The sequence below is a fragment of the Pseudomonas sp. GW821-FHT04C07 genome, from assembly GCF_059420325.1.
In genome coordinates, this window is the sequence record NZ_JBWKTM010000007.1 from 63469 (window position 1) to 86325 (window position 22857).

Consider the following 22857-nt stretch of genomic DNA (forward strand, 5'->3'; position numbering starts at 1 on the left):
CCTTAAGCGGCGGTGTCAAGAAGGTGTGTTGGCCGGACGCATACCGAAGGAGTTCGCCGAACAGTACCTGTCGCCCCCCAACAGACACGCCAGGAGTGCTTCGGATGTAAGGAATAGTTTTGGCCATGCCCGATCCCCTTGCAACGTATGGGTGTTCCTCTACCTACAGAGCCAGCACGCCAATGAAGTTGATGTCGATCAAGAACCATTGATTACCAGTATGCACCCACTGAATCGTAACGCTGGTGCTCATGGCATCTCCTGGTGGGCCTCACTTCAAGGCTTGGAGGTGCCTACAAAACCAGGGGCGATTCAAACGTCTATGCAGAGCTCATTTCCATCTCCGGGCTCAAAGTCCCCAGCCATGCAACAAGGCACACTATGACCACAGCCATTGAAAATTCAAAGGTCATGCTACGCCGCAAAGCGTTGACCGCGACTGAATACTCTCCATTTCTAACTGATCGTTCTAATAGCGGACTTAGATGAAAACGGTTGAGAATGGCCAGTACGATCATTCCGGAAAATAGTAGAATTTTCAAAAACAGCAATATGCCATAAGTGGTCAGCATCACCTCATCGAGGGCTGGACCTACGATAAAAAGGTAATTCACTACACCGGTGATGCTTAGGATCACTACGATCACCGCGCCAGCCGATTCAAATCCCGTCAGTACCCGAGCAAGAATTCGTGCCTCTTGCTCGCCCTTCAGTGATTTCAAACGCAGCAGCAGAGCGAACGCCGCGAGAGCCCCCAACCAGCCACCTGCGGCTAAAAGATGGAAGATATCGCTAATGAAATGCCAATAGCGACGGCTACCTTCATCCATAGCACCGTGTCCTGTCCATGCCAGGGTGGCCAGTGCAATGGCTCCACATGCGGTGACCATCCAGAGACTGAGTGTCGGAAAGCGCTTATTCAATGTGACGGCGATAATTGCCCATAGCAGAGCAGCTATTCGGACCATCCAGGTCAAACCGACATCAGTCCCCATAAGGACCATTTGAAAGATATGGTGATGAAGCTCCATAAACCCTGAAACGCCGCTCATTGCTTTTGCCAGCAGCAACATAGCAGCAAGGGATAGAAGTACGCCGATAGTGGATGTACCGAAAAGGAGCGACTCAAAGTTCAAGATCGTGCCAGATATTCGCTCTTTTCCCCTGAGGCTGTACACACCAAAAATTGCCAATCCGAACAGCAGCATCAGGTCCAAATAAAGAGCAAAGCGAATCACGATATTAATTGAGTCGCTCATGAATCATTTCACTTTGAAAGAGAAGTTGCCGGTGATGGGATGAGTGTCCGAAGAGACAGCACGCCATTCAACCTTGTAGGTACCAGTGGTCAGTGGAGAAGCAGGCGTGATAACCATCATTTTTGGATCGGCGCCGCCGGAAACACCAGCTTTAACACCCATTGGAGAGTTCGGCATGCCTGGCATATCGGTCATGATCAGTTTTGCACCAGAGAACTGAGTCGTGAGATTCTCAGAAAAGTGCAGTTCAATTTTTGAAGGTGCCGCAGAGTCCGAACCTTCAACAGGCGTGGAAGAAAGGAGTTTGGGATGTGCTTGAGCGACTGCACTAATCAGCAAACCAGCGGTAAGCGCAACGGCTACGGTGGTAGTTTTAAAGAATGACATGCAAGACTCCTCACAGCATGAGCTGTTGATTCGAGGTTTGATTGGGGGGAGATCTGGTTTTTACTTTCCGATTCTTGTTATAACCACAGACGAATACCCAGCGTATTCCGCGTCCTGGTACATGCTGAACATAGGGGCGTTGGCCAAGACTCCAGCGTCACAGTGCAGATACACGATGCCACATGAACGCGGACCGTTCGATTACATTTCAGTCAGCTTGGGACTGGCTCTATGCCCAGAATAAGGGGCCTCACGGGGCATAACGCGCTGTCCCATCCGCCCCGACTTCAAGACTTTCTGGACACTTCAAAGCGCTCAGTCCATCTGAGAGCAAGGTCGCAAACCATGGTTATCAATTCGGTGTTTGATCACTCATGAGGAGCGAATTGCGACTCCGAGTCTGGTGCGTCGAGCATGTAACCCATGCCCCGAGAGGTATGGATCAGCTTGACCTCAAAGTCGTCGTCGATCTTCGCTCTCAGCCTCCTCACCGCGACCTCGATAACATTGGTATCGCTGTCGAAGTTCATGTCCCAGACCTGGGAGGCGATAAGTGACTTTGGCAGCACCTCGCCCCGGCGGCGCAGCAACAGCTCGAGCAACGCAAATTCCTTCGCCGTGAGGTCTATGCGTTTGCCTCCACGAATGGCTCTGCGCTTGAGCAGGTCCACCTCCAGATCGGCCAGTTTCATATGGGTTTGCGAAGGCGCACTGTTACCCCGACGCAGTAGCGTTCGAACGCGGGCCAACAATTCAGAAAACGCGAAGGGTTTGATCAGGTAATCATCGGCTCCAAGCTCAAGCCCCTTTACTCGATCTTCAACGCGGTCTCGCGCAGTCAGGAAGAGGACGGGAACATCGTTCCCGGATGCACGCACCTTCTGAAGTACTTCCCAGCCATCCAGGCCGGGCATCATGACATCGAGAATCAGCAGGTCATACGCCTCGCTCAAGGCGTGCTGAAGCGCCTGCGTACCATTGGTAAAGCGATCGACATTGAACCCCGACTCTGTGAGGCCCTGCTGCAAATAGATACCTGTTTTTGGTTCGTCTTCAGCAACCAGAAGTCTCATGAGGGTGGATCTCAAAGTGATGACGGACTGAGTTTGCAATGAATAGGTCCAGCCAAGCAGAAACTGACAGAAAAGTAATCCTGGCCTCAGATAGATGTCAGCAAGCGCTACTCAAATATGGCCATGTGCGCACTCATTATGGGGATGGGCATCATGTCTTGAACCTGCGCTGCGCTTACGCATCTGTTCAAGAAGGAAGTCGCAACCTGACACAACGGTAATGCTCACTTAAGGCTTCTGACAGGGAACGGGTTTTAAAGTTGTATCGAGCCTGAAGCTCAGCCCCAAGAATCATCATCCTGATGTGGATTCAAAGGGGAAAACAAAACTCATCCGAGGATACCCAAATGAAATCCGTCAAAACCCTGCTTGTCATCGCTGCCTTGACCGTCTCTTCTCTCGCTATGGCCGAAGGTGGTGGTGACCGGACATTCGCACGGATGGACGCGGCCAGGAAGGATTCAATGGAATCGTACCGAGTAGCCCAAACCCAAGGCACTCAACCTCCCGTCGCAGAAAGTAAAACCAAAGCACTCGAGCACACTGATTGCTGAATAGCTGAGCGCACTCTCAAGCTGACAGAAATGTAATCACTGTGGTGGTTCAAATGTGGCAATTTCTGAACTCGCTTGCCGTATCAATTCGTCTTTAGTGACGGCGGGCGAAGCTCATCCGGGACCAATACGAACTCCCGAGAGAGTGCCTTCAACCTGTATGGGCAACTCACTGGTTGTTTCGCACAGCTCCCCTTTTGATTGATTGGACATATACGGCATGCATTCCAAAACCTCCAGGCGGACCTTCGTCAAAGGCCTGACAGCGGGTGGCATTCTTGGCGGCCTTGGTCTGTGGCGCACCCCTGTATGGGCAGTGACCAGTGCTGGTCTGCCGAGCGTACTGACTGGCAACGAGTTTGATCTGTTTATTGGTGAAACCCCGGTAAACATCACCGGTTCGCCGCGCACAGCCATGACCATCAATGGCACTCTGCCGGGGCCTCTGCTGCGCTGGCGCGAAGGAGAAACGGTCACACTGCGTGTGAAAAACCGTCTGGACCAGGACACCTCGATCCATTGGCACGGGATCATTCTGCCGGCCAATATGGACGGTGTACCTGGTTTGAGTTTCCATGGCATCGCACCCGATGGCATGTACGAGTACAAGTTCAAAGTTCACCAGAACGGTACGTACTGGTACCACAGCCACTCTGGTTTACAGGAACAGGTAGGCGTCTACGGTCCAATCGTGATCGACTCAAAAGAGCCTGAACCTTTTCAATACAACCGCGATTACGTGGTGATGCTGACCGACTGGACCGATGAAGATCCTGGTCGCGTCATGGCCAAGCTGAAGAAACAATCGGACTACTACAACCACCACAAACGTACTGTTGGCGACTTCATCGACGATGTCAGCAAGCAAGGCTGGTCCGCAGCCGTGGCCGATCGGAAGATGTGGGCCGAAATGAAAATGAACCCCACCGATCTCGCAGACGTCAGTGGCGATACCTACACCTACCTCATGAATGGCCAGGCCCCCAATGGCAACTGGACCGGCATTTTCAAACCGGGTGAGAAGCTGCGCCTGCGCTTTATCAACGGCTCGGCCATGAGCTATTTCGACGTCCGTATCCCTGGTTTGAAAATGACTGTTGTGGCCGCCGATGGCCAGCACGTCAACCCGGTCAGCGTCGACGAATTCCGAATCGCCGTAGCAGAAACCTATGACGTGATCGTGGAGCCTGTCAGCGAAGAGGCTTACACCATCTTCGCCCAATCCATGGATCGCACCGGTTATGCACGCGGAACCCTGGCGGTACGCGAAGGGTTGAAGGCGCCGGTACCGGCGATTGATCCCCGCCCTCTTTTGACCATGGATGACATGGGGATGGGCGGTATGACCGGGATGGACCATGGCAGCATGGCGGGCATGGGCGGCGGCGATATGAAGCAAGGTGACATGTCCGGGATGGCCGGGATGGATCACAGCAAGATGACTGGCATGGATCAAGGCGATATGACCGGCATGGACCAAGGCGACATGTCCAACATGGCCGGCATGGATCACAGCAAGATGGCTGGGATGGACCATGGCGATATGTCGGGAATGGCTGGCATGAGTGGTATGGGGGGAGAAATGCAGACTCACCCCGCTTCCGAAACCAACAACCCCTTGGTTGACATGCAGGCCATGAGCCCAACGCCAAAGCTAAACGATCCCGGCATTGGCTTACGAAACAATGGTCGTCGCGTGCTCACCTACTCTGACCTGAAAAGTACTTTCCAGGATCCTGATGGCCGCGAACCCAATCGCACCATCGAGCTGCACCTGACCGGTCACATGGAGAAGTTCTCGTGGTCGTTCAACGGCATCAAGTTCTCTGACGCCGAACCGTTGCGCCTCAAATATGGCGAGCGCCTGCGCATCACGCTGGTGAACGACACCATGATGACCCACCCCATCCACCTCCACGGCATGTGGAGCGACCTTGAAGATGAGAACGGCAAATTCATGGTGCGCAAACACACGATTGACATGCCGCCCGGAACCAAACGCAGCTATAGAGTCACCGCCGATGCTCTGGGTCGCTGGGCCTATCACTGTCACCTGCTGTTCCATATGGAAATGGGCATGTTCCGTGAAGTACGGGTTGATGAGTAAATGAGACGGGTTATGAGCACTTACCTAAATCGTCAATCGCTGATGGGCGAGTCCAAACCTGAACACGGGGCAGTGGACCACAACACGATGAGCCATGAGTCGATGGATCATGACCCAAAAACCAAACAGGCAGATTGAGATCATGACCAGTATGCTTTTACGCCCAGCCTTGATTGCACTGGCAGTCTCCGTCAGTCCTGCTTTCTCTGCCTTGGCCAACGCCGCTGAAGAGATGGATCACGGTTCGATGGGAACCATGGACCATAGCAAGATGGGGGCCATGGATCACGGCAAGATGAACATGGACCAAGGCCAAATGGACGGCATGGAGAGCATGGACCACAGCAATATGAGTATGGATTCAGGAGCGACCACCACCAGTCGTACCCCCATTCCGGTACTGACCGACGCTGATCGTGCCGCCGCCTTTCCATCCGTGGCTGGTCATGGCGTGCACGACAAAAAACTCAACGCCTTCATCCTGCTTGATAAGTTCGAGTACCAGGATGCTGACAACGGCAGCGCACTGAGCTGGGATGCAAAGGGATGGATTGGTGGAGACATTGATCGCCTGTGGTTGCGCTCGGAAGGTGAACGTACCAACGGCGTAACCGAGAGCGCCGAACTCCAGGCGCTTTGGGGGCATTCGATCGGTCCGTGGTGGGATGTCGTCACCGGTGTACGCCAAGACTTCAAACCCGGCTCACCACAGACTTGGGGGGCTCTTGGTATTCAGGGGATGGCCCTCTACAACTTCGAAACCGAAGCGACTGCTTACATCGGCGAGAACGGCCAGAGCGCCGCTCGGTTCGAGGGTGACTACGACATTCTGCTCACCAATCGCCTGATCTTGCAGCCCACCGCCGAGATGAACCTTTACGGGAAAAACGATCCTCAGCGCGGCATTGGCTCGGGCTTGGCAAATACCGAAGTGGGCTTGCGTTTGCGCTATGAGATTGTCCGCGAATTTGCGCCCTATATCGGGGTGACCTGGAATCGCTCCTACGGCAAAACCGCCGACCTGGCCGAAGACGAAGGACAAAAGACCAACGAGGCTCGATTTGTGGCTGGTATTCGGATGTGGTTCTGAGTCATTTGCCTGAGCAACACCATCAAGCACTTTGAGTGATCGGGGAGACTTCTCCCCCGCTCAAGGTAGAAACATCAAGCACACCCATGCAGCGGGTGTCGAAACTTCAAAGGTTCACGCCGCTGCCAAGGCAAGGATATTACCCATGCACAATAACTTTCGTCTGCGAGCATTACGCATCGCGACATTCGCGGCACTGTTCATTGGTTCAACTGCTCACGCGGCACAGGCCCTGACAATCGATGTTCATCGAGATGCAAACTGCGGGTGCTGCAAGAAGTGGATTCAGCACCTTGAAGCCAACGGCTTCACCGTAATTGACCATGTAGAAACCAACATGAGTGCGGTTAAACAGGACCTTGGTGTCGTTCCACGACTCTCGTCGTGCCACACCGCGGTGATCAACGGGAAGTTCGTTGAGGGCCACGTACCCGCTGAGCAAATAATTGCGATGAGCGAACGCGATGACCTGGTCGGGATCGCTGCGCCCGGTATGCCGGCAGGCTCGCCAGGGATGGAAGTCGATGGAAAGCACGACGCTTATCAGATTGTCGGCCTGACTAAAGCAGGCACCGATCAGATCATCGCGCAATATCCTGGAACCTGATCTGGATTCAGGTACTGGGGAGCTGCAACCGGTTCGATGCGGTCGGTCTCATCCGTCAGCAAAACCAGGGGCGATTTATCCGCCCCTGTTCGATTGGAATTCGAGATCCAATACTGCTGGCTACACGCAGGAGTAGCCAAGCGTATAGATGTCCAGTAGCAGAGTGAGCGTAGCCAGTCATCCAGCACTCCTCCGCCCACAGGTCGCCTCTGGCCGTCCCCGGTTGGATCTCCCGCTCTCTCTCTAGATTCAGGGGGCAATAATGATGCTCAGCAGAGTTCAACGGTCTTATCGAGTTCATCTGCTGCTGACGCTTTACCTCTCATACGGGAAATCATATATTCGATAACCCGCAGCGCAATGCCTGTCTCTACCTGGTGCCAGCGAGGCATTGGCCCGGAGCTTTGAGAATCCGGCCACCAACACCAAACCCGACGCGTTCCGTCACACCCTTCACGAAATTCATGAGCGCATCAAATGGGTGACCGTCCTGAACGGGCAGCCGCTTGCTGCGAAAGCAAAATCGCCTGATTGCGCCCTCGACCACGAGATCGCTCGATGAAAATCCTGTTTCTCTGCACCGCTAATAGCTGCCACGCCATTCAGCATCCAGCCCATATCGAACACATCGGCCAGTTCGACACCCAGTCGAACTCCCACGAACAACAGATACAGAGCACAACAACATGACTATCAAAGTTGGCATCAATGGATTTGGCCGGATCGGTCGCCTCGCTCTGCGAGCAGCCTGGAGCTGGCCAGAGTTTGAGTTCGTGCAGATCAACGATCCAGCAGGTGACGCGGCGACTCACGCGCACCTGCTGAACTTCGACTCGGTGCATGGCCGCTGGAATTACCAGGCCGACTCCGAGGGCGACAACATTGTCATCGATGGCAAACGAATCAAGGTAACTGCCAACAAGGCGATTGCCGACACCGATTGGTCTGGCTGCGACCTGGTGATTGAAGCCAGCGGCAAGATGAAGACCGTCGCTGTGCTTCAGGCTTACCTCGAGCAAGGTGTGAAGCGCGTGGTGGTCAGCGCCCCAGTGAAGGAAAAAGGTGCGTTGAACATCGTCATGGGCGTCAATCATCAGCTGTTCAATGCCGCCGAACATCGCATCGTCACGGCGGCCTCATGCACCACCAACTGCCTGGCTCCTGTGGTCAAAGTGATCCACGAGAAACTGGGCATTCGCCACGGTTCGATCACCACCATCCACGACCTGACCAACACCCAAAGCATCCTCGACCAACCCCACAAGGATCTGCGTCGGGCACGTGCTTCGGGCATGAGCCTGATCCCGACCAGCACCGGCTCGGCAACCGCCATCGCAGAGATTTTCCCGGAGCTGCGCGGACGTCTGAATGGTCACGCGGTACGTGTGCCGCTGGCCAACGCTTCGCTGACCGACTGTGTCTTCGAAGTCGAGCGCGCCACGACCATCGAGGAAGTGAACCAGTTCCTCAAGGATGCTTCGGAAAACGAGCTGAAGGACATCCTCGGTTTCGAGGAACGCCCGCTGGTGTCCATCGACTACCGCACCGACCCGCGTTCGTCGATCATTGATGCACTGTCGACCATGGTCATCAATGGCACCCAGGTCAAACTCTATGCTTGGTACGACAATGAATGGGGCTATGCCAACCGCACCGTCGAACTGGCCAGAATGGTCGGGCTGGCAGTCTAAGGAGCGGTCATGAAAGCGTTGTCAGCCCTCGCTCCAGAAGTGCGGCAGTACCTGCTCGTCACCGGTAATTACTGGGCCTTCACCCTCACCGACGGTGCCTTGCGCATGTTGGTGGTGCTGCACTTTCACGCGTTGGGCTACAGCCCGCTGCAAATCGCGGCGTTGTTTCTTTTCTACGAATTCTTTGGTGTGATCACCAACCTTGTGGGCGGCTATCTCGGCGCCCGGCTGGGTCTGAACCGGACCATGAACATCGGGCTGGGCATCCAGGTCGCGGCGCTGTTGATGCTGACGGTGCCCTTAGCCTTGTTGACCATCCCCTGGGTGATGGGCGCTCAGGCGTTGTCCGGGATCGCCAAAGACCTGAACAAGATGAGTGCCAAAAGCTCCATCAAACTTCTGGTGCCCGATGGGCAACAGGGCAAGCTTTACCAATGGATAGCCATCCTCACCGGCTCGAAGAATGCACTCAAGGGTGTCGGCTTCTTTCTCGGTGGGGCATTGCTCGCCCTGATGGGTTTCAAGGGTGCGTTGTTGGCCATGGCGAGCGTCCTGGCGCTGATCTGGATCAGCAGCCTGATTCTGCTGAAGAAGGACCTGGGCAAAGCCAAGGCCAAGCCCAGGTTTCGTGAAATCCTTTCCAAGAGCCGGGCGATCAACATTCTCTCAGCAGCGCGGATGTTTCTATTCGGTGCTCGTGATGTCTGGTTCGTGGTGGCCTTGCCGGTTTACCTGAGCAGCGTCTTTGGTTGGGATTTCTGGAAGGTCGGCGGATTCCTCGCGGCCTGGGTGATTGGCTACGGCATCGTGCAATCGTTCGCCCCGCGCATCACTGGCAAGAAACGTGGACATGTCCCTGATGGCCGCGCCGCATTCCTTTGGGCGCTGGCTCTGGCGGGGCTTCCTGTGGCAATCGCCCTCGGGTTGAACACCGGGCTGTCGCAACAGGTGGTGCTGTTAGGGGGATTGATGGTCTTTGGTGCGCTGTTCGCGGTGAACTCCTCACTTCACAGCTACCTGATCGTGTCCTATGCCAAGGAAGACGGCGTGTCGCTGGATGTGGGTTTTTATTACATGTCGAACGCCATGGGACGGCTGATAGGCACTGTGCTCTCCGGCTGGGTTTATCAGGTGCATGGACTGGGTGCGTGCTTATGGATATCGAGCGCATTCGTGCTGCTCGCAGCCTTAATTTCCATAGGCCTGCCCAGGCATTCTGCGTCGCTACTTAACGACGTCGGGAAGAAAGGCCCATGCGCATGACCGCATCGGAAAAACCTTCCCCGCAAATGAGATCTCAAACTGCAGATGGCTTTCATGGAAAGACGTGGTCGACCGCGAGCTGACCGAACGTGAAGATGAGCGTGGAACGGGTGTCCGGATGTTGGTGGGCTGAGTGTCCGGATGGCGTGGAATCCGCACCTAAACGGTGACAAATAATGCCTCGACCATTACAATTTGATTATCATCGACCGTTTTAGGGTACTGGCAACTCCATGGAAAACAAGACCGCACGACTGACTGTGCTCATTGATCCCGTCAAGAAAAAAGCCCTTGAGGAGCTCTGTGCATCTCAGGATCTGACCCCTTCACAGGTCGTCCGTCAGCTTATTCGAGACTACCTGGAGACACATGGCGTGTCCTACTCGACCAAAAGCAAAATTGCGGCTAATGGTAAGTGATTCACTCGCCAATGGGCTGGCACGATGGGAGCCAGATCATCGCTCTGCCCGTAACGCCCACTCAGCTGTAACCTGGCAACTTGTCAATCTCGAAACGGCCCAATGCACCATTGAAGTCAGCATGATAATGCTCTGAGCCAAGCGCTTGGAGTATCCCTGCCCTGTCCAGCTTGCCAAGGACTTTCTCGTTGGCTTCGCACAGTTTTACGACAATGCTGCGCTTACGTAAGTGCTCAATGACTTCGAGCAGCGTTTGTAAGCCCGTTATATCCATGAATGGCACTCGCTTTAGACGAATAATCAATGTCCCTGGATCCGTGTGCGTTTGAGCCAGAACGCGCTCAAAGGTTTCTGCTGCGCCAAAGAAAAGCGGTCCCTCAATGGTATAAACCAAAACGCCAGGCGGAAGATGAACATGGCCATTGATCCGTAACTCAACCTCAAGCTCTTTTTCGACCATTTGCTGCACCTTGACTGAAGACGCCATCCGACGCATGAATTGCAGCATGGCGAGAATGACACCGATGTTCACGGCGATCGTCAAGTCACTGAAGACGGTCAGACTGAAGGTTATGAGAAGTATAGCGACGTCGGCTTTTGGGGCACGCTCGACCATACGTTTGAAGTGCTTCAACTCACTCATGTTGTAAGCAACGATAAATAAGATCGCAGCCAAGGTACACAGCGGAATATCCGAGGCCAGAGGCGCCAGGAAAGAGATCAATAAAACCAATGTGAGAGCGTGGGTAAAACCCGCAATTGGACTGGTCCCGCCATTGCGGATGTTGGTAGCTGTTCGAGCGATCGCGCCTGTCGCAGCAAAGCCACCAAACAAGGGAGTGACCAGGTTAGCGATGCCTTGGCCGATTAACTCCTGATTGGAGTCATGCTTGGTACCCGCCATACCGTCGGCGACAACAGCAGACAGTAATGACTCGATGGCCCCCAGCATCGCGATCGCGAACGCCGGGCCGATCAACTCAATCACCTGCGTTATGGTTATATCAGGCAGGCCAATCGCAGGCAGTCCTTGGGGAATTCCCCCAAAAGCACTGCCAATCGTTGCAACACCTGCAAACTGAAAATAAGACTGTATTACCGTCACAACAACCATGGCGACCAAGGGACCCGGTACACGTCTTATGCCAGGTATTTTGGGAGCTGTAATTACCAGCACCAGACTCAAAAGCGCTAACAGTGTCGTGGCCACATGAAGGTTGGGCAGCACCTGGAGCAGATGCCAGAACCGATCATGGAAATGCTCACCGCCGATTTTCGGCAAGCCGAAAAAGTCTTTCCATTGCCCCACCCAAATGATCACACCAATGCCGGCAGTGAATCCGACAATCACAGGGTCGGGAATGAACTTGATGATGACCCCAAGCTTGGTGATACCAAGCAATAACAAAATCACCCCGGCCATCATCGTTGCTACCTGCAGGCCGTCAACGCCGTACTTAGCGGTCACGCCAGCCAGAATGACGATAAATGCCCCTGTCGGGCCAGCGATCTGAAGACGGCTCCCTCCGAAGAGAGAAACCAGGATGCCACCGATAATGGCCGTGTAAATCCCTTGCTCAGGCTTGACGCCTGAGGCGATGGCAAACGCCATGGCCAAGGGCAGCGCCACGACGCCGACGATGACCCCAGAGACGATATTTCGAAGCCAGTGCTCAGGCCTTAACAGGCCTGCTTTCCAAGCTTCTCGTATCGCAATCATGACTAGCCTCTCTCTGTTGGCATGTGCATAATATTCACATGCAGTGATAATAGTAAAGCCGTTGAGCTACCCTTGGCACAGCACCCGAGCGCACTGAAAATACAGTGCTGAAAGGTCCAAAATCATGCTCGTGGACACAATGAGTCCACACTCGGAGATCCGCATGAAACGCGAAGACGTCAAAACCAAACACGGGGAAGGCATGCACTTCGACACGCATGTGATAGCCAACCCGGCCAACACGAACGAGTGGATCATCCTTTTCAAGAAAGAGGCGGGAAGAAGTTACTTTCTGGTCAATGACAACGAAGAAATCGAGTCATTCGGGCACCTGGATGACCTGATCCATGAGCTTCGGGACATTGGCATCAAGTCCGCCGAAGTTCACTTCTGATTGTTCCTCTCCTGGAGTTTGATCATGTCAGTAAAGGTTGAGCGTCTGTCTAACCAAGGCGAAGAGCTTTGGTCTGTTTGCTTCGGTGACCGGAGTGTTGAGTTTTGCAATGAGCGGGGGGCCAGGGATTATGCGGCCACACTCAAAGAAAGAATCGAAGCGCCACATGTCTTCCCGCGAAATCTCGAGAAATCCGCTCCGGTACGGTAAGCGCTGGTGGCCACGCCTCGGCGCAGGCTGTGGTTACTCATCTCTGAAACATACAACAGTCCCGCGGCTTCGACACGTGCCGCCAGGATGGTATTGACGCTACGTAACGAGTCGGGTGGGCAGCGACCTCTTGATAGGCTCTTCAAGGCCGCCGAGAAGAGGGTATAGATGACTCACATATTGGCCTGTATCGATAGCTCAAATACTTCTCCGGCCGTCTGCGACTACGCCGCGTGGGCCAGCCTCAACTTCGTCCTTCCGTTGACCCTCCTGAATGTTGTAGATCGTCCCCCTTGCGTGGAGACTCGACCCGGTAGCCTGGCGCACGTGTTAGAGGCTATGACGCTGGACGAACAGCGTCACGAGAGAGCCCTGAAACAAGGCTACCTGATGCTTCAAAACGCTCGGGAACGAGCGATCGCTGATGGCGTGATGAAACCAGAACTCCGTCAAAGAAACGGAGAACTGTTGGGTCGATACCGGAACACCCAAGAACCTGGGGCGACTCGATGCGGCGGGAGCCATTCTGGAGATGACCGGGTGTGATGTCCGGACCGCTATCCGCGGCGGAAAAGTGGAACTCGCCTTACAGGCTTATCAAGCCGAGCACGACAGGCTCGGCACTTCCCCGCCGTCGTCAGCGCACCACCTCCAGCGCGTCTTCAGACTCAGTGCCTTATGAAACCCCACACAAGACGCCTTCGTGGCTGAGCCAGGCCAACTTCCCGTTAACCTGGCGCAGGCGATACGCTCGGCTGGATCAAACCCTGACGTTGCGTCCCGGCAGCGATGTTCGTTGGCTGGTTTCCCAATCTTTGGCGAGACCGACGGCTGCATCGGACGCAGGCAGCATCTTGCGCCCGCGAACCAGATCAGATGCCCGCTCGGCAAGCATGATGGTCGGCGCATTGAGGTTGCCATTGGGCTCCGTTGGAAACACCGATGAGTCGATCACACGCAATCCCGCGATACCCCGCACACGGAGTTCGGAATCGACCACCGCCATGTCGTCCTCACCCATGCGACACGAACCGCAAGGGTGGTAGGTGCTCTCCAGATTCTCGCGCACGAAGGCGTCGATCTCTTCATCACTGTTCACCTGCGGCCCAGGCGCGATCTCAACATCGCGGAAACGGTCCATCGCAGGCTGACCGATGATCTCCCGAGTCAGGCGTATGCAGCGGCGGAAACCTTCCCGGTCCTGCTCGCTTTGCAGGTAGTTGAATTGAATCTGCGGATGCTCGTAAGGGTCAGCGGAACGGACTCGCACATAGCCGCGGCTTTTGGGTTTGTTCGGCCCGGTGAGCACCATGAAGCCATGGCCCTTGATCGGTTTATTGCCGTCGTAACGCATTGCCGCGGGCAGAAAGTGAAACTGGATGTCCGGCCAGCGCAGGCCCTTCTCGGAGCGGATGAAACCACCGGCCTCGAAATGATTGGTGGCGCCAAGCCCGTCCTTGAACAACAGCCAGCGCAGGCCGATCAACAGCTTGCTCAGGGGATCCATTTTGCTATTGAGCGTCACCGGTTCCTTGCACCCGAACTGGATGTAGACCTCTGCGTGATCCTGCAGATTCTCCCCTACCCCCGGCAGGTCATGCCGGACCTCGACCCCGGCTTTGCGCAGAACTTCAGCCGGACCGATACCGGAACGTTGCAGCAGGTGCGGCGAACCGATGGGACCTGCCGACACGAGGATTTCCCGATTGCAATAGACCTGGTGGGTCTGGCCTTGGTGGTCATAGCTGATCCCGACGGCTTTTTTGCCTTCAAGGATGATCTGCCGCGTCATCGCGTGAGTGACCACGGTCAGGTTCGGGCGCCCCATGGCCGGCCGCAGATAAGCGTTGGCCGTGGAACAGCGCACACCATTTTTCACTGTCATGTGCATGGCACCGAAACCTTCCTGCATGAAGCCGTTGCAGTCGTCGGTCTTGATGTAGCCCGCTTCGGCACCGGCTTCAACCCAGGCGCCGTACAGCGGGTTTTTCATGTTATTGCCGTTGGTGGTGTGCAACGGCCCGGTTTGCCCACGGTAGCTGTCGCCACCTGCCTCGTAGCTTTCTGCCCGCTTGAAGTAAGGCAGGCAATTGCGGTAACCCCAGCCCTGAGCTCCAAGCGATGCCCATTCGTCAAAGTCATAAGCGTGGCCACGGATGTAGACCAGGCCATTGATCGACGATGAACCGCCCAGAACCTTGCCTCTCGGACAGTGGATGCGACGTCCATTGAGGTAAGGCTCCGGCTCGGTCTCGTAGCGCCAATTGTACTTCTTGGTGTTCATCGGGATCGAAAACGCGCTTGGCATCTGGATCACCACACTGCGGTCACTGCCGCCGAACTCCAGCACCAGCACTGAGGTGTCGGGGTCTTCGCTCAGACGGTTGGCCAGTACACAACCTGCCGAGCCTGCACCGATGATGATGTAATCGTATTTTTGGATAGTCATGGTTATCTCCCGACTGTCGATCCGTTGAAAACCGGCAATGCCTGCTTGGTCAGCTTGTCGCCAGTGGTGTATTGCGGAGATGTTTTTTCGATGCGCTGGATGACGGCTTCTTCACGCGCAAGGTCAATCGAGCGGCTGAGCCAGTAGTACGCCAAACCCGACACGATCAACCCGACGAGCCAGGCGATATCGATGCTGCCGAGTGCTTTTGCGAGTGGGCCGACATAGACCTCACGCTGTTCAACGCCGTCGAAGATGTAAAAGAACGGGATCATGGATATGAAGCCGATCGCGTACGCGGCGATGCCGCGCAGGCCCCAACTGCCGTAGATGTTGCCGTGCGGCATGAAGAAGTGCGGAATGGCGTAGCGGCCCTTGCGGACGAAGAAATAGTCGGTGAGGTTGACCGAGGTCCACGGCACCAGGAAGTACAGCATCACCACCAGGTAGATACCCAGCACCGACAGTCCTTTACCCGAACTCTGGATGCTCAGGGCGACGCCCAGTTGCAGCAGGATCACGAAACCGATGGCCAGAACACGCGCCTTGCGTGTCGGCTCGATGTGCTTGATCGAATCGACACAGGTCAGTGTGGTCAGCTTCGCGCTGTAAATGTTCATCGCGATGACCGGCAGGAAGGCCAGGATCGTGACGACCACCACTGCGGTACCGATGAGCGGCGACACCGTGTTGCCCACTTGCCCGAGGGCTACCAGCACGTCAGTGGAATGCAGGTGATCGGCCAGCCAGCCACCCACGGAAATCATCCACGCGCCGGACAACGAGGCCCCGAGAAACACCACCGCGATCAGTTTCCCGCTCGAAGTGTTCTTGGGCAGGTAGCGTGAATAGTCGGAAACATAAGGCGCGTAAGCGATGTTGTAACTCGCCGCCGCCGCGAACTGGGCGATGAAACCGGTCCAGTTGAAGCCCAACGGTGGCGGAGCAATTTCACCGGCTGCAAGCACCGGTATCGGCGCATCGGGAACCCAGCCCATCAGCACTGCCAGCGTCACCAGACCGTAAAGTGGAATCGACAGATACAACGCCCATTTGAAACTGCGGTGCATCCAGTCATGGCCGAGGATGGCCAATATGGCGGCCGGCACCGTCACGGCCACCGCCACCACCGCGGGGTTGAAGCCGAATAGCGTGTGCAGGCCTTGCATCATCAACACGAGATTGACGATGTTGAAACCGGCAAACACAAACAGCGTCGCCAGCAGCACGAGAATAACGCCACGATAGCCGAACTGCGCACGCGACTGGATCATCTGTGGCAGCCCCAGGTGCGGCCCCTGCGAGCCATGAAAGGCCATGAACAGCGTGCCGAACATGATGCCCAGCGTACCGGCCAGCGTGGTCCATAAGGCGGTCAGTCCGACACTGGGACCGACGAAGCCGATGGTCATGGTAAAGAACGTGAAGTTGCCGAGGAACCAGAACGGACCCTGACTCGACAGTTTGTCGGTGCGCTCGTTCTCGGGGATGAAGTCAATCGAATGCCCCTCGACGACGGACTTGTCGTCAAGGCTGGACACGCTCGGGGCGGACTTGGCGTTAGTGTTCATGACGTACTCTTATTGTTGGAAGATCATGACGAGATAACCGCATTCTTTCGGGTGAACGAAGCCCGGGCGCGTCCTTGCCGTTCCCAATTTCTGAAGGCGCCACTGGCGCCGGGTAAAGATGAGCCTCAGCCGAGACTCAGGGCAGCGTGATCCAGACCGCCTTGGTCTCCAGCAAGTAATCGAGCTGTTCCGACCCCAGATCCTTGCCGAATCCAGATTGCTTGTAACCACCGAACGGCATAGACGGGTCGATGGTGCTGTGGGCATTGACGTAGACCGAACCCGCCCGCAACCGTGGAATCAGACTGTGCACACGTCCAAGGTCATTGGAATAGAGTGCGGCCGCCAACCCGTAAGGTGAATCATTGGCCAGCGCCAACGCCTCCTCTTCATCGTCGAAAGGCGCGGTCACCAGAACCGGACCAAAAATCTCCTCCTGGACGATGCGCATATCATTGCGGCAATGGGCAAAAATCGTCGGCTCGACGAAAAACCCCGGGCCGTCGACAGGCTGACCGCCGTAGACCAGTTCGGCGCCCTCGCGCTTGCCGGTTTCGATGTAATCGGTCACGCGCTCCTTTTGCAACGCCGATACCAACGGGCTGATGAAGCAGTCTGGATCCAGACCCGGTGCAATCTTCAACGTCCGTGTGTAGGCGATCAGCTCGCGCAGGAATTCGTCGTAGATGCTGCGATGAATATAAGCGCGTGTGCCGGCATCGCACACCTGCCCCGAGTTGAAGAACACCCCGTTGGCGATGGCTTGGGCGGCGGCCTTCAGGTCCGCATCGGCCAGCACGATTACCGGTGATTTTCCTCCGAGTTCGAGGGTGAGTCGCTTCATTTCGTCCAGCGCAGCGCGTCCGACGGTGCGGCCTACTGGCGTCGAGCCGGTAAAGGTGAGCTTGTCGATGCCTGGGTGCGTGGCCATGGCCGCACCGACCACGCTACCGCGTCCGGTCACGATGTTGATCACCCCATCTGGTATCCCGGCTTCCTGAACCAGTTCGGCGAAGCGCAAGGCCGACAGCGAGGTCAGCTCGGCGGGTTTGACCACCAGGGTGCAACCGGTTGCCAAGGCAGCACCGAGCTTCCAGGCCATGGTCTGCAACGGGAAGTTCCAGGGCACGATGGCACCGACGACACCCACTGGTTCCTTACGCGTATAAGCCAGATAGTTGCCGGGTAACGACGGCTCGACGGTACGCCCGTGGAGTTTCGTCGCCCAGCCGGCGAAATAACGCAGGGTATCGACCGTACCCTGGATATCGACATCCCGTGCCTGTGCAGCGGACTTACCCATGTCGATCGATTCGATTTCGGCCAGTTCAGCGGCGTTGTTTTCAATCAGGTCAGCCAAGCGGTGCATCATCCGCTCGCGTTCCGCCGGCTTGGCCTGACGCCAGGCGCCACCATCAAACTGTGCACGGGCGGCTTGCACGGCGCGATCCAGATCCTGCGTGGTACCCATCGGAATACGGGTGATCAGCCCCTCGGTCGACGGCTCGATGACATCGCTAGTCTGCCCGTCGCTGGCCTCGACCCAGGCGCCACCGATGAACATCTTCTGAGCCTTGCCGAGGAAGGTTTGGGTGGCTTCGGATACTCCGAATTTTTGCAGGTAGTGCTTGACGATCGTGTCCATTTTTATTCTCTCTGCTCGGCGGCCAGGTCACGCCGGGTCACTGTGGTTCGATGATCGATCCGGACAATCAGGCCGGGGTGGTTTCGCTCATTAAGTGCCGCGCTTGAGCCCGCTCGTGGAAGATGAAGCCGATGCTGTTGAGCAACAGTTGCGCAGCCAGAATCGAGGTAATGCCGGAAGGGTCATAGACGGGTGCCACCTCGACCAGATCCATACCAACGATGTTGCCTTTACTGCGCTTGGCCAAGGCCTGGATGATTTCCAGCACTTCGTAATACAGGAAGCCGCCATGGCTGGGCGTGCCTGTACCGGGGGCGATGGACGGGTCGAAACCGTCGATGTCGATGGTGATGTAGTAGTTGATGTTTTGCGGGATCAACTCCAGCACGCCCTCAGTGCCGAGGCGGCGCACATCGCGGACCGAAAGGATCTTCGAGCCGGCGCTATGAGCCGCTTCGTAGTCATCGCGATTGGAAGAAGACACGTTACGGATGCCCATCTGGGTCATGCCGACGATGTGGTTCATTTCCGAAGCACGACGCAGCGGGTTGCCATGTCCATAGCGCACGCCATGGCGCTCGTCGACGAAGTCCAGGTGCGCATCGAAATGGATGATGTGGATCGGACCGCGGCCCTCGAACGCCTTGATCACCGGAGCGTGAACTGAATGATCGCCACCGAGCACAACGGGCATGACACCGGCATCAAGAATTTTGCGGACGGCATACTCGGTGTTCTCGTTGCTCGTAACCATGTCGGTATGCACGATATCGGCGTCCCCCACATCCACCATGCGCACGTCCGATGCGGTCAGGTACATGACGTCATCTTCGTGGTCATAGGCACCGGCGTGGCCGAAGGAGAACAGCGTCGATGCCTCGCGAATCCCGCGTGGTCCGAAGCGTGCGCCGGAACGCCACTGAGTCCCCATATCGTTAGGGACGCCAAGGACCGCCACGTCGGCATCGAGCGCATCCCAATCGGTGCACACCGCGGATTTTGCAAAGGTGCAGTGCCCCACGAACGGTAAGTTCAGGCGACCGGATTCATAACCATTCTTCGACATTTCAGGTATCTCCAATTCTTGTTATTGGCTAAGCGGGCTTGCTGGACGACCGCCGTTGGAATGACTATGAGCGCAGGTTTTCGTGGTAAAAATGCTAAACATCAGATACTCATATCGGTATTTCCGATGCATCCACAGATGGGAGGTCCAAGGTGATTCAGCTGCACGATGTCGATCTAAAGCTGCTCAGGGTGTTTGCCGCGATTGTCAGGTGCGGGGGTTTTTCTGCCGCGCAGGCGGCGTTGAATGCCGGCCAGTCGACCATCAGCGAACAGATGACCCATCTGGAAACCCGACTTGGGGTCAAACTCTGCCAACGCGGTCGCAGCGGCTTTCGCCTGACCGAGCAAGGAGTGGCAATCCATGAGGCCACTCAGCGCCTGCTCTCGGCGGTGGAAAATTTCTGCATGGACGCCGACGTGCTCAAGCAGCACATCAGTGGCAAGCTCAACCTGGGGATCATCGACACGACCATTACCGACCCCGGTTCACCGATACCGCGAACCACCCAGCGCTTCGTGTCCAGGGGGCATGATGTGCATCTGAACGTGTATGTGGGCACCCCCGCAGAACTGGAGGAACGCGTACTGGACGGCCGACTGCACCTGGCCATCGGGCACTTCCCGATCCACGTTCCAGGCCTGCTGCACTCACCGCTGTATCAGGAAGCATTGGGGCTGTATTGCGGGCGGCGTCACCCGCTCTATGGCAGCAAGGCCGAGGGTAGCGAACTGCTCGAAGAAATTGGCGCCAGCCGAATTGTCGCCAGGGGCTACATGCAGCAATACGACCTGGAGCATCTGGGCGTCAACAAGGCTGCGGCTACCGTGGATAACATCGAAGCCCTGGCCATTTTGCTGATCTCCGGAGCCTACCTGGGCTTTCTGCCCATGCACTTTGCCGCCCAGTGGATCAAGACCGGCGAAATGCACCAACTGGCACCCACCACCTTGCAGCTGATGTCACCCTTCGATGTGATCACCCGGCGTGGCATTGCCCCGCCGCCGATACTTCAGGCCTTCCTCGAGGATCTGGCAGCCTGTTCGAGCAAGGCACGCAGCACCTGATACGAGCGTCACGCTCGCCACAAACGAACGGAGCCCGGCATACTCATTGACGCAGCGATCCCGTTCGCAACCCTTGCAGGCCACCTATGCGTATCCACGTCACATTCATCGACCGCGTCGGCATCACCCAGGAAGTGCTTGCGCTGCTGGGTCGACGCAGTTTCAATCTGGATGCCGTCGAGATGGCGCCCCCAAACGTCTACATCGATGCCCCGACCCTTGAAGCCGATGTCCTGGAGGAGCTGCGCGAAGCCTTTCTCGGTGTGCAAGGCGTGCAATCGGTGACGATGGTCGACATCCTCCCGGGACAACGCCGACGCCTGCAACTGGATGCCTTGCTGGCGGCCAGCACCGACCCGGTCCTGGCGGTGGATGGTCGCGGCCATGTGCTGCTGGCCAACCCGGCGCTGATCGCACTGTGTGGCCGTGAACCGGCGGGTGAGCCGCTGACCGCGCTATTCGATGACCCCAGCTTGCAACTCACATTGATCGAGCACGGTTACCGCCTGTCCATGCGTGAGGTCACGCTCGGCGGCCAGACCCTGCTGCTCGATGCCCTGCCGATCACCGACGCTGGCGCCCTGCTGACCCTGTATCAACCGAACCGTATCGGCGAACGACTGTCGGCCTTGCACCACGACCACGCCGAAGGTTTCGATGCACTGCTCGGCGAGTCCCCGGCGATTCGCACCCTCAAGGCCCGTGCACAACGGGTGGCGGCGCTCGACGCACCGCTGCTGATTCAGGGTGAAACCGGGACTGGTAAAGAACTGGTGGCCCGCGCCTGCCACGCGATCAGCGCAAGACATAACTCGCCATTTCTGGCCCTGAACTGCGCAGCGCTGCCCGAGAGCCTCGCCGAAAGCGAGCTGTTCGGTTACGCCTCTGGTGCCTTCACCGGTGCCCAGCGTGGCGGCAAACTCGGCCTCCTTGAACTGGCCGACCAGGGCACGGTGTTCCTCGACGAAGTCGGTGAAATGTCGCCCTACCTTCAGGCCAAACTGCTGCGTTTTTTAAGCGATGGCTGCTTCCGCCGGGTCGGTGGCGATCGTGAGGTCAAGGTCAATGTACGGGTCCTCAGCGCGACCCATCGCGATCTGGAAAAGATGGTCAGCGAAGGCAGTTTTCGCGAAGACCTGTTCTACCGCCTGAATGTGCTCAATCTGCAAGTGCCACCATTGCGTGAACGCGGCCATGACATCCTGTTGATGGCTAAACACTTCATGCAACAAGCCTGCGCACAGATTCAGCGCCCGGTCTGCCGCCTGGCGCCCGGCACCTATCCGGCGCTGCTCGGCAATCGCTGGCCGGGCAATGTGCGGCAACTGCAGAACGTGATCTTTCGCGCCGCCGCCATTTGCGAGAGCCCGTTGGTGGACATCGAAGACCTGGATATCGCCAGGACGGCCGTGGCGCGGCAGAACGATGGCGAGGTTGGAAGTCTGGAGGATGCCGTCGAAGGTTTTGAAAAAAACCTGCTGGAACAGCTCTACAGCAGTTATCCCTCCAGCCGTTTACTGGCCGCACGCTTGCAATCTTCGCACAGCGCCATCGCCATCCGTCTGCGCAAATACGGTATTGCGGGCAAGGCCTGAACCCACCGTTGTCTGAAAATCGATACAGCGTATCGAATACAAGACATAACGCCGCAACTCCCGCGTTTCCCCCGCCAGGCCTCCCCTTCGTCCACTCACCCCCCGCCACCTGTATTGATTTCAATACGAAAGGGCCCTTCGCAGAACACCAAAAACACCTTAAGCAATTGATTTATAAAGAATAAATAATATTGGCACCACACTTGCTCTCAACCCTCAGGCAACGCTCGCTGCCCGTCACGAGCCTGCAAACATCGTCATCCGCCATAGCAGCGGGTACGCCTGACCTTTGAGGAGTTGATATGAGCGAATTGCGTTTTACCGTCGATCACGAATGGCTACGTCTTGAGAGTAATGGCCTGGTCACCGTTGGCATCACCCCTTATGCCCAGGCGGCGCTGGGTGACGTGGTCTTCGTTCAGGTGCCCGAGTTGCGTACCTACCGCGCCGGCGATGAAGTGGCAGTTCTGGAATCGGTGAAAGCGGCCAGCAACATCAGCATGCCGCTGGACGGTGAAATAGTCGACGTGAATTCGACGCTGGAAGACTCCCCTGAGCGGGTCAACGAAGACCCACTGGGTACGGGTTGGTTCTTCCGCTTGCGCCCCAGCGACACCGGTGCAATGGACAACCTGCTCGACCAGAACGCTTACGACCTGCTGATCAAAGACCACGCCGACGCTTGAGGAA

The 22857-nt window shown here is 56.5% G+C and carries 21 protein-coding genes; 13 read left to right on the forward strand and 8 right to left on the reverse strand.

The window, feature by feature from the left end; translation table 11 throughout:
• Positions 1 to 320: 320 nt before the first annotated feature.
• The 3 genes from copD to AC07UI_RS14590 all read right to left on the reverse strand — a co-directional run bounded on the left by copD (position 321) and on the right by AC07UI_RS14590 (position 2719).
• A complete protein-coding gene (gene copD, locus AC07UI_RS14580) occupies positions 321 to 1259 on the reverse strand; it encodes a copper homeostasis membrane protein CopD (protein ID WP_494993153.1) in 939 nt (312 codons plus the stop codon).
• A 3-nt stretch (positions 1260 to 1262) separates the two neighbouring features.
• Positions 1263 to 1646 carry a copper homeostasis periplasmic binding protein CopC gene (copC, locus tag AC07UI_RS14585; protein WP_494993154.1) on the reverse strand — a complete coding sequence of 128 codons (384 nt, stop codon included), beginning with the start codon at positions 1644 to 1646 and terminating at the stop codon, positions 1263 to 1265.
• A gap of 368 nt (positions 1647 to 2014) precedes the next feature.
• The gene (locus AC07UI_RS14590; RefSeq protein WP_494993362.1) at positions 2015 to 2719 is read right to left on the reverse strand and encodes a heavy metal response regulator transcription factor; all 705 of its coding nucleotides are present in this window, start codon (positions 2717 to 2719) and stop codon (positions 2015 to 2017) included.
• Positions 2720 to 3066: 347 nt separating this feature from the next.
• Here AC07UI_RS14590 and AC07UI_RS14595 point away from each other — a divergent pair, with 347 nt between their 5' ends.
• The 8 genes from AC07UI_RS14595 to AC07UI_RS14630 all read left to right on the forward strand — a co-directional run bounded on the left by AC07UI_RS14595 (position 3067) and on the right by AC07UI_RS14630 (position 10450).
• Entirely contained in the window at positions 3067 to 3273 is a 207-nt protein-coding gene (locus AC07UI_RS14595; RefSeq protein WP_494993155.1) for a co-regulatory protein PtrA N-terminal domain-containing protein, read from the forward strand.
• A 220-nt stretch (positions 3274 to 3493) separates the two neighbouring features.
• Complete coding sequence (locus AC07UI_RS14600; protein ID WP_494993156.1) at positions 3494 to 5380, forward strand: copper resistance system multicopper oxidase; 1887 nt, start codon at positions 3494 to 3496, stop codon at positions 5378 to 5380.
• Between the two features lie 109 nt (positions 5381 to 5489).
• Positions 5490 to 6470, forward strand: coding sequence for a copper resistance protein B (locus AC07UI_RS14605; RefSeq protein WP_494993363.1), 981 nt, complete (start codon positions 5490 to 5492; stop codon positions 6468 to 6470).
• A gap of 145 nt (positions 6471 to 6615) precedes the next feature.
• The gene (locus AC07UI_RS14610) at positions 6616 to 7077 is read left to right on the forward strand and encodes a DUF411 domain-containing protein (protein WP_494993157.1); all 462 of its coding nucleotides are present in this window, start codon (positions 6616 to 6618) and stop codon (positions 7075 to 7077) included.
• Between the two features lie 558 nt (positions 7078 to 7635).
• On the forward strand, positions 7636 to 7767 hold the full coding sequence (locus AC07UI_RS14615) for a hypothetical protein (protein ID WP_494993158.1): 132 nt from the start codon (positions 7636 to 7638) through the stop codon (positions 7765 to 7767).
• Complete coding sequence (locus tag AC07UI_RS14620; protein ID WP_494993159.1) at positions 7764 to 8768, forward strand: ArsJ-associated glyceraldehyde-3-phosphate dehydrogenase; 1005 nt, start codon at positions 7764 to 7766, stop codon at positions 8766 to 8768. The genes AC07UI_RS14615 and AC07UI_RS14620 overlap by 4 nt, the downstream gene beginning before the upstream one ends.
• A 9-nt stretch (positions 8769 to 8777) precedes the next feature.
• Entirely contained in the window at positions 8778 to 10031 is a 1254-nt protein-coding gene (arsJ, locus tag AC07UI_RS14625) for an organoarsenical effux MFS transporter ArsJ (protein ID WP_494993160.1), read from the forward strand.
• A gap of 233 nt (positions 10032 to 10264) precedes the next feature.
• A complete protein-coding gene (locus AC07UI_RS14630) occupies positions 10265 to 10450 on the forward strand; it encodes a ribbon-helix-helix protein, CopG family (RefSeq protein ID WP_216742500.1) in 186 nt (61 codons plus the stop codon).
• A gap of 61 nt (positions 10451 to 10511) precedes the next feature.
• Here AC07UI_RS14630 and AC07UI_RS14635 read toward each other — a convergent pair whose 3' ends face one another.
• A complete protein-coding gene (locus AC07UI_RS14635) occupies positions 10512 to 12170 on the reverse strand; it encodes a SulP family inorganic anion transporter (protein ID WP_494993161.1) in 1659 nt (552 codons plus the stop codon).
• Positions 12171 to 12333: 163 nt separating this feature from the next.
• Here AC07UI_RS14635 and AC07UI_RS14640 point away from each other — a divergent pair, with 163 nt between their 5' ends.
• Together AC07UI_RS14640 and AC07UI_RS14645 are read left to right on the forward strand one after the other, a co-directional pair.
• Positions 12334 to 12564, forward strand: coding sequence for a hypothetical protein (locus AC07UI_RS14640; RefSeq protein WP_494993162.1), 231 nt, complete (start codon positions 12334 to 12336; stop codon positions 12562 to 12564).
• Between the two features lie 378 nt (positions 12565 to 12942).
• A complete protein-coding gene (locus AC07UI_RS14645) occupies positions 12943 to 13320 on the forward strand; it encodes a universal stress protein (protein ID WP_494993163.1) in 378 nt (125 codons plus the stop codon).
• 214 nt (positions 13321 to 13534) lie between these two features.
• Here the strand turns inward: AC07UI_RS14645 and betA are convergent, their stop codons facing one another.
• The 4 genes from betA to speB all read right to left on the reverse strand — a co-directional run bounded on the left by betA (position 13535) and on the right by speB (position 19505).
• A complete protein-coding gene (gene betA, locus AC07UI_RS14650; protein ID WP_494993164.1) occupies positions 13535 to 15223 on the reverse strand; it encodes a choline dehydrogenase in 1689 nt (562 codons plus the stop codon).
• Between the two features lie 2 nt (positions 15224 to 15225).
• Entirely contained in the window at positions 15226 to 16794 is a 1569-nt protein-coding gene (locus tag AC07UI_RS14655; RefSeq protein WP_494993165.1) for a purine-cytosine permease family protein, read from the reverse strand.
• A gap of 136 nt (positions 16795 to 16930) precedes the next feature.
• Positions 16931 to 18439: an aldehyde dehydrogenase family protein gene (locus AC07UI_RS14660; RefSeq protein WP_494993166.1), complete on the reverse strand. Its 1509-nt coding sequence runs from the start codon at positions 18437 to 18439 to the stop codon at positions 16931 to 16933.
• Positions 18440 to 18506: 67 nt separating this feature from the next.
• Positions 18507 to 19505 carry an agmatinase gene (gene speB / locus AC07UI_RS14665; RefSeq protein ID WP_494993167.1) on the reverse strand — a complete coding sequence of 333 codons (999 nt, stop codon included), beginning with the start codon at positions 19503 to 19505 and terminating at the stop codon, positions 18507 to 18509.
• A gap of 152 nt (positions 19506 to 19657) precedes the next feature.
• On the opposite strand from speB, the gene AC07UI_RS14670 reads away from it, so the two are divergent.
• From AC07UI_RS14670 to gcvH, 3 genes are all read left to right on the forward strand, one after another.
• The gene (locus AC07UI_RS14670) at positions 19658 to 20572 is read left to right on the forward strand and encodes a LysR family transcriptional regulator (RefSeq protein WP_494993168.1); all 915 of its coding nucleotides are present in this window, start codon (positions 19658 to 19660) and stop codon (positions 20570 to 20572) included.
• Between the two features lie 86 nt (positions 20573 to 20658).
• Positions 20659 to 22167 (forward strand): transcriptional regulator GcsR, encoded by a 1509-nt coding sequence (gene gcsR / locus AC07UI_RS14675; RefSeq protein WP_494993169.1) that lies wholly within the window; start codon positions 20659 to 20661, stop codon positions 22165 to 22167.
• 302 nt (positions 22168 to 22469) lie between these two features.
• The gene (gcvH, locus tag AC07UI_RS14680) at positions 22470 to 22853 is read left to right on the forward strand and encodes a glycine cleavage system protein GcvH (RefSeq protein WP_494993170.1); all 384 of its coding nucleotides are present in this window, start codon (positions 22470 to 22472) and stop codon (positions 22851 to 22853) included.
• Positions 22854 to 22857: the final 4 nt, after the last annotated feature.

Bases quoted from the DNA above. Each gene is read 5' to 3' on its own strand.
- copD (WP_494993153.1), bottom strand. From the start codon at position 1,259: ATGAGCGACTCAATTAATATCGTGATTCGCTTTGCTCTTTATTTGGAC.
- copC (WP_494993154.1), bottom strand. From the start codon at position 1,646: ATGTCATTCTTTAAAACTACCACCGTAGCCGTTGCGCTTACCGCTGGT.
- AC07UI_RS14590 (WP_494993362.1), bottom strand. From the start codon at position 2,719: ATGAGACTTCTGGTTGCTGAAGACGAACCAAAAACAGGTATCTATTTG.
- AC07UI_RS14595 (WP_494993155.1), top strand. From the start codon at position 3,067: ATGAAATCCGTCAAAACCCTGCTTGTCATCGCTGCCTTGACCGTCTCT.
- AC07UI_RS14600 (WP_494993156.1), top strand. From the start codon at position 3,494: ATGCATTCCAAAACCTCCAGGCGGACCTTCGTCAAAGGCCTGACAGCG.
- AC07UI_RS14605 (WP_494993363.1), top strand. From the start codon at position 5,490: ATGACCCAAAAACCAAACAGGCAGATTGAGATCATGACCAGTATGCTT.
- AC07UI_RS14610 (WP_494993157.1), top strand. From the start codon at position 6,616: ATGCACAATAACTTTCGTCTGCGAGCATTACGCATCGCGACATTCGCG.
- AC07UI_RS14615 (WP_494993158.1), top strand. From the start codon at position 7,636: ATGAAAATCCTGTTTCTCTGCACCGCTAATAGCTGCCACGCCATTCAG.
- AC07UI_RS14620 (WP_494993159.1), top strand. From the start codon at position 7,764: ATGACTATCAAAGTTGGCATCAATGGATTTGGCCGGATCGGTCGCCTC.
- arsJ (WP_494993160.1), top strand. From the start codon at position 8,778: ATGAAAGCGTTGTCAGCCCTCGCTCCAGAAGTGCGGCAGTACCTGCTC.
- AC07UI_RS14630 (WP_216742500.1), top strand. From the start codon at position 10,265: ATGGAAAACAAGACCGCACGACTGACTGTGCTCATTGATCCCGTCAAG.
- AC07UI_RS14635 (WP_494993161.1), bottom strand. From the start codon at position 12,170: ATGATTGCGATACGAGAAGCTTGGAAAGCAGGCCTGTTAAGGCCTGAG.
- AC07UI_RS14640 (WP_494993162.1), top strand. From the start codon at position 12,334: ATGAAACGCGAAGACGTCAAAACCAAACACGGGGAAGGCATGCACTTC.
- AC07UI_RS14645 (WP_494993163.1), top strand. From the start codon at position 12,943: ATGACTCACATATTGGCCTGTATCGATAGCTCAAATACTTCTCCGGCC.
- betA (WP_494993164.1), bottom strand. From the start codon at position 15,223: ATGACTATCCAAAAATACGATTACATCATCATCGGTGCAGGCTCGGCA.
- AC07UI_RS14655 (WP_494993165.1), bottom strand. From the start codon at position 16,794: ATGAACACTAACGCCAAGTCCGCCCCGAGCGTGTCCAGCCTTGACGAC.
- AC07UI_RS14660 (WP_494993166.1), bottom strand. From the start codon at position 18,439: ATGGACACGATCGTCAAGCACTACCTGCAAAAATTCGGAGTATCCGAA.
- speB (WP_494993167.1), bottom strand. From the start codon at position 19,505: ATGTCGAAGAATGGTTATGAATCCGGTCGCCTGAACTTACCGTTCGTG.
- gcsR (WP_494993169.1), top strand. From the start codon at position 20,659: ATGCGTATCCACGTCACATTCATCGACCGCGTCGGCATCACCCAGGAA.
- gcvH (WP_494993170.1), top strand. From the start codon at position 22,470: ATGAGCGAATTGCGTTTTACCGTCGATCACGAATGGCTACGTCTTGAG.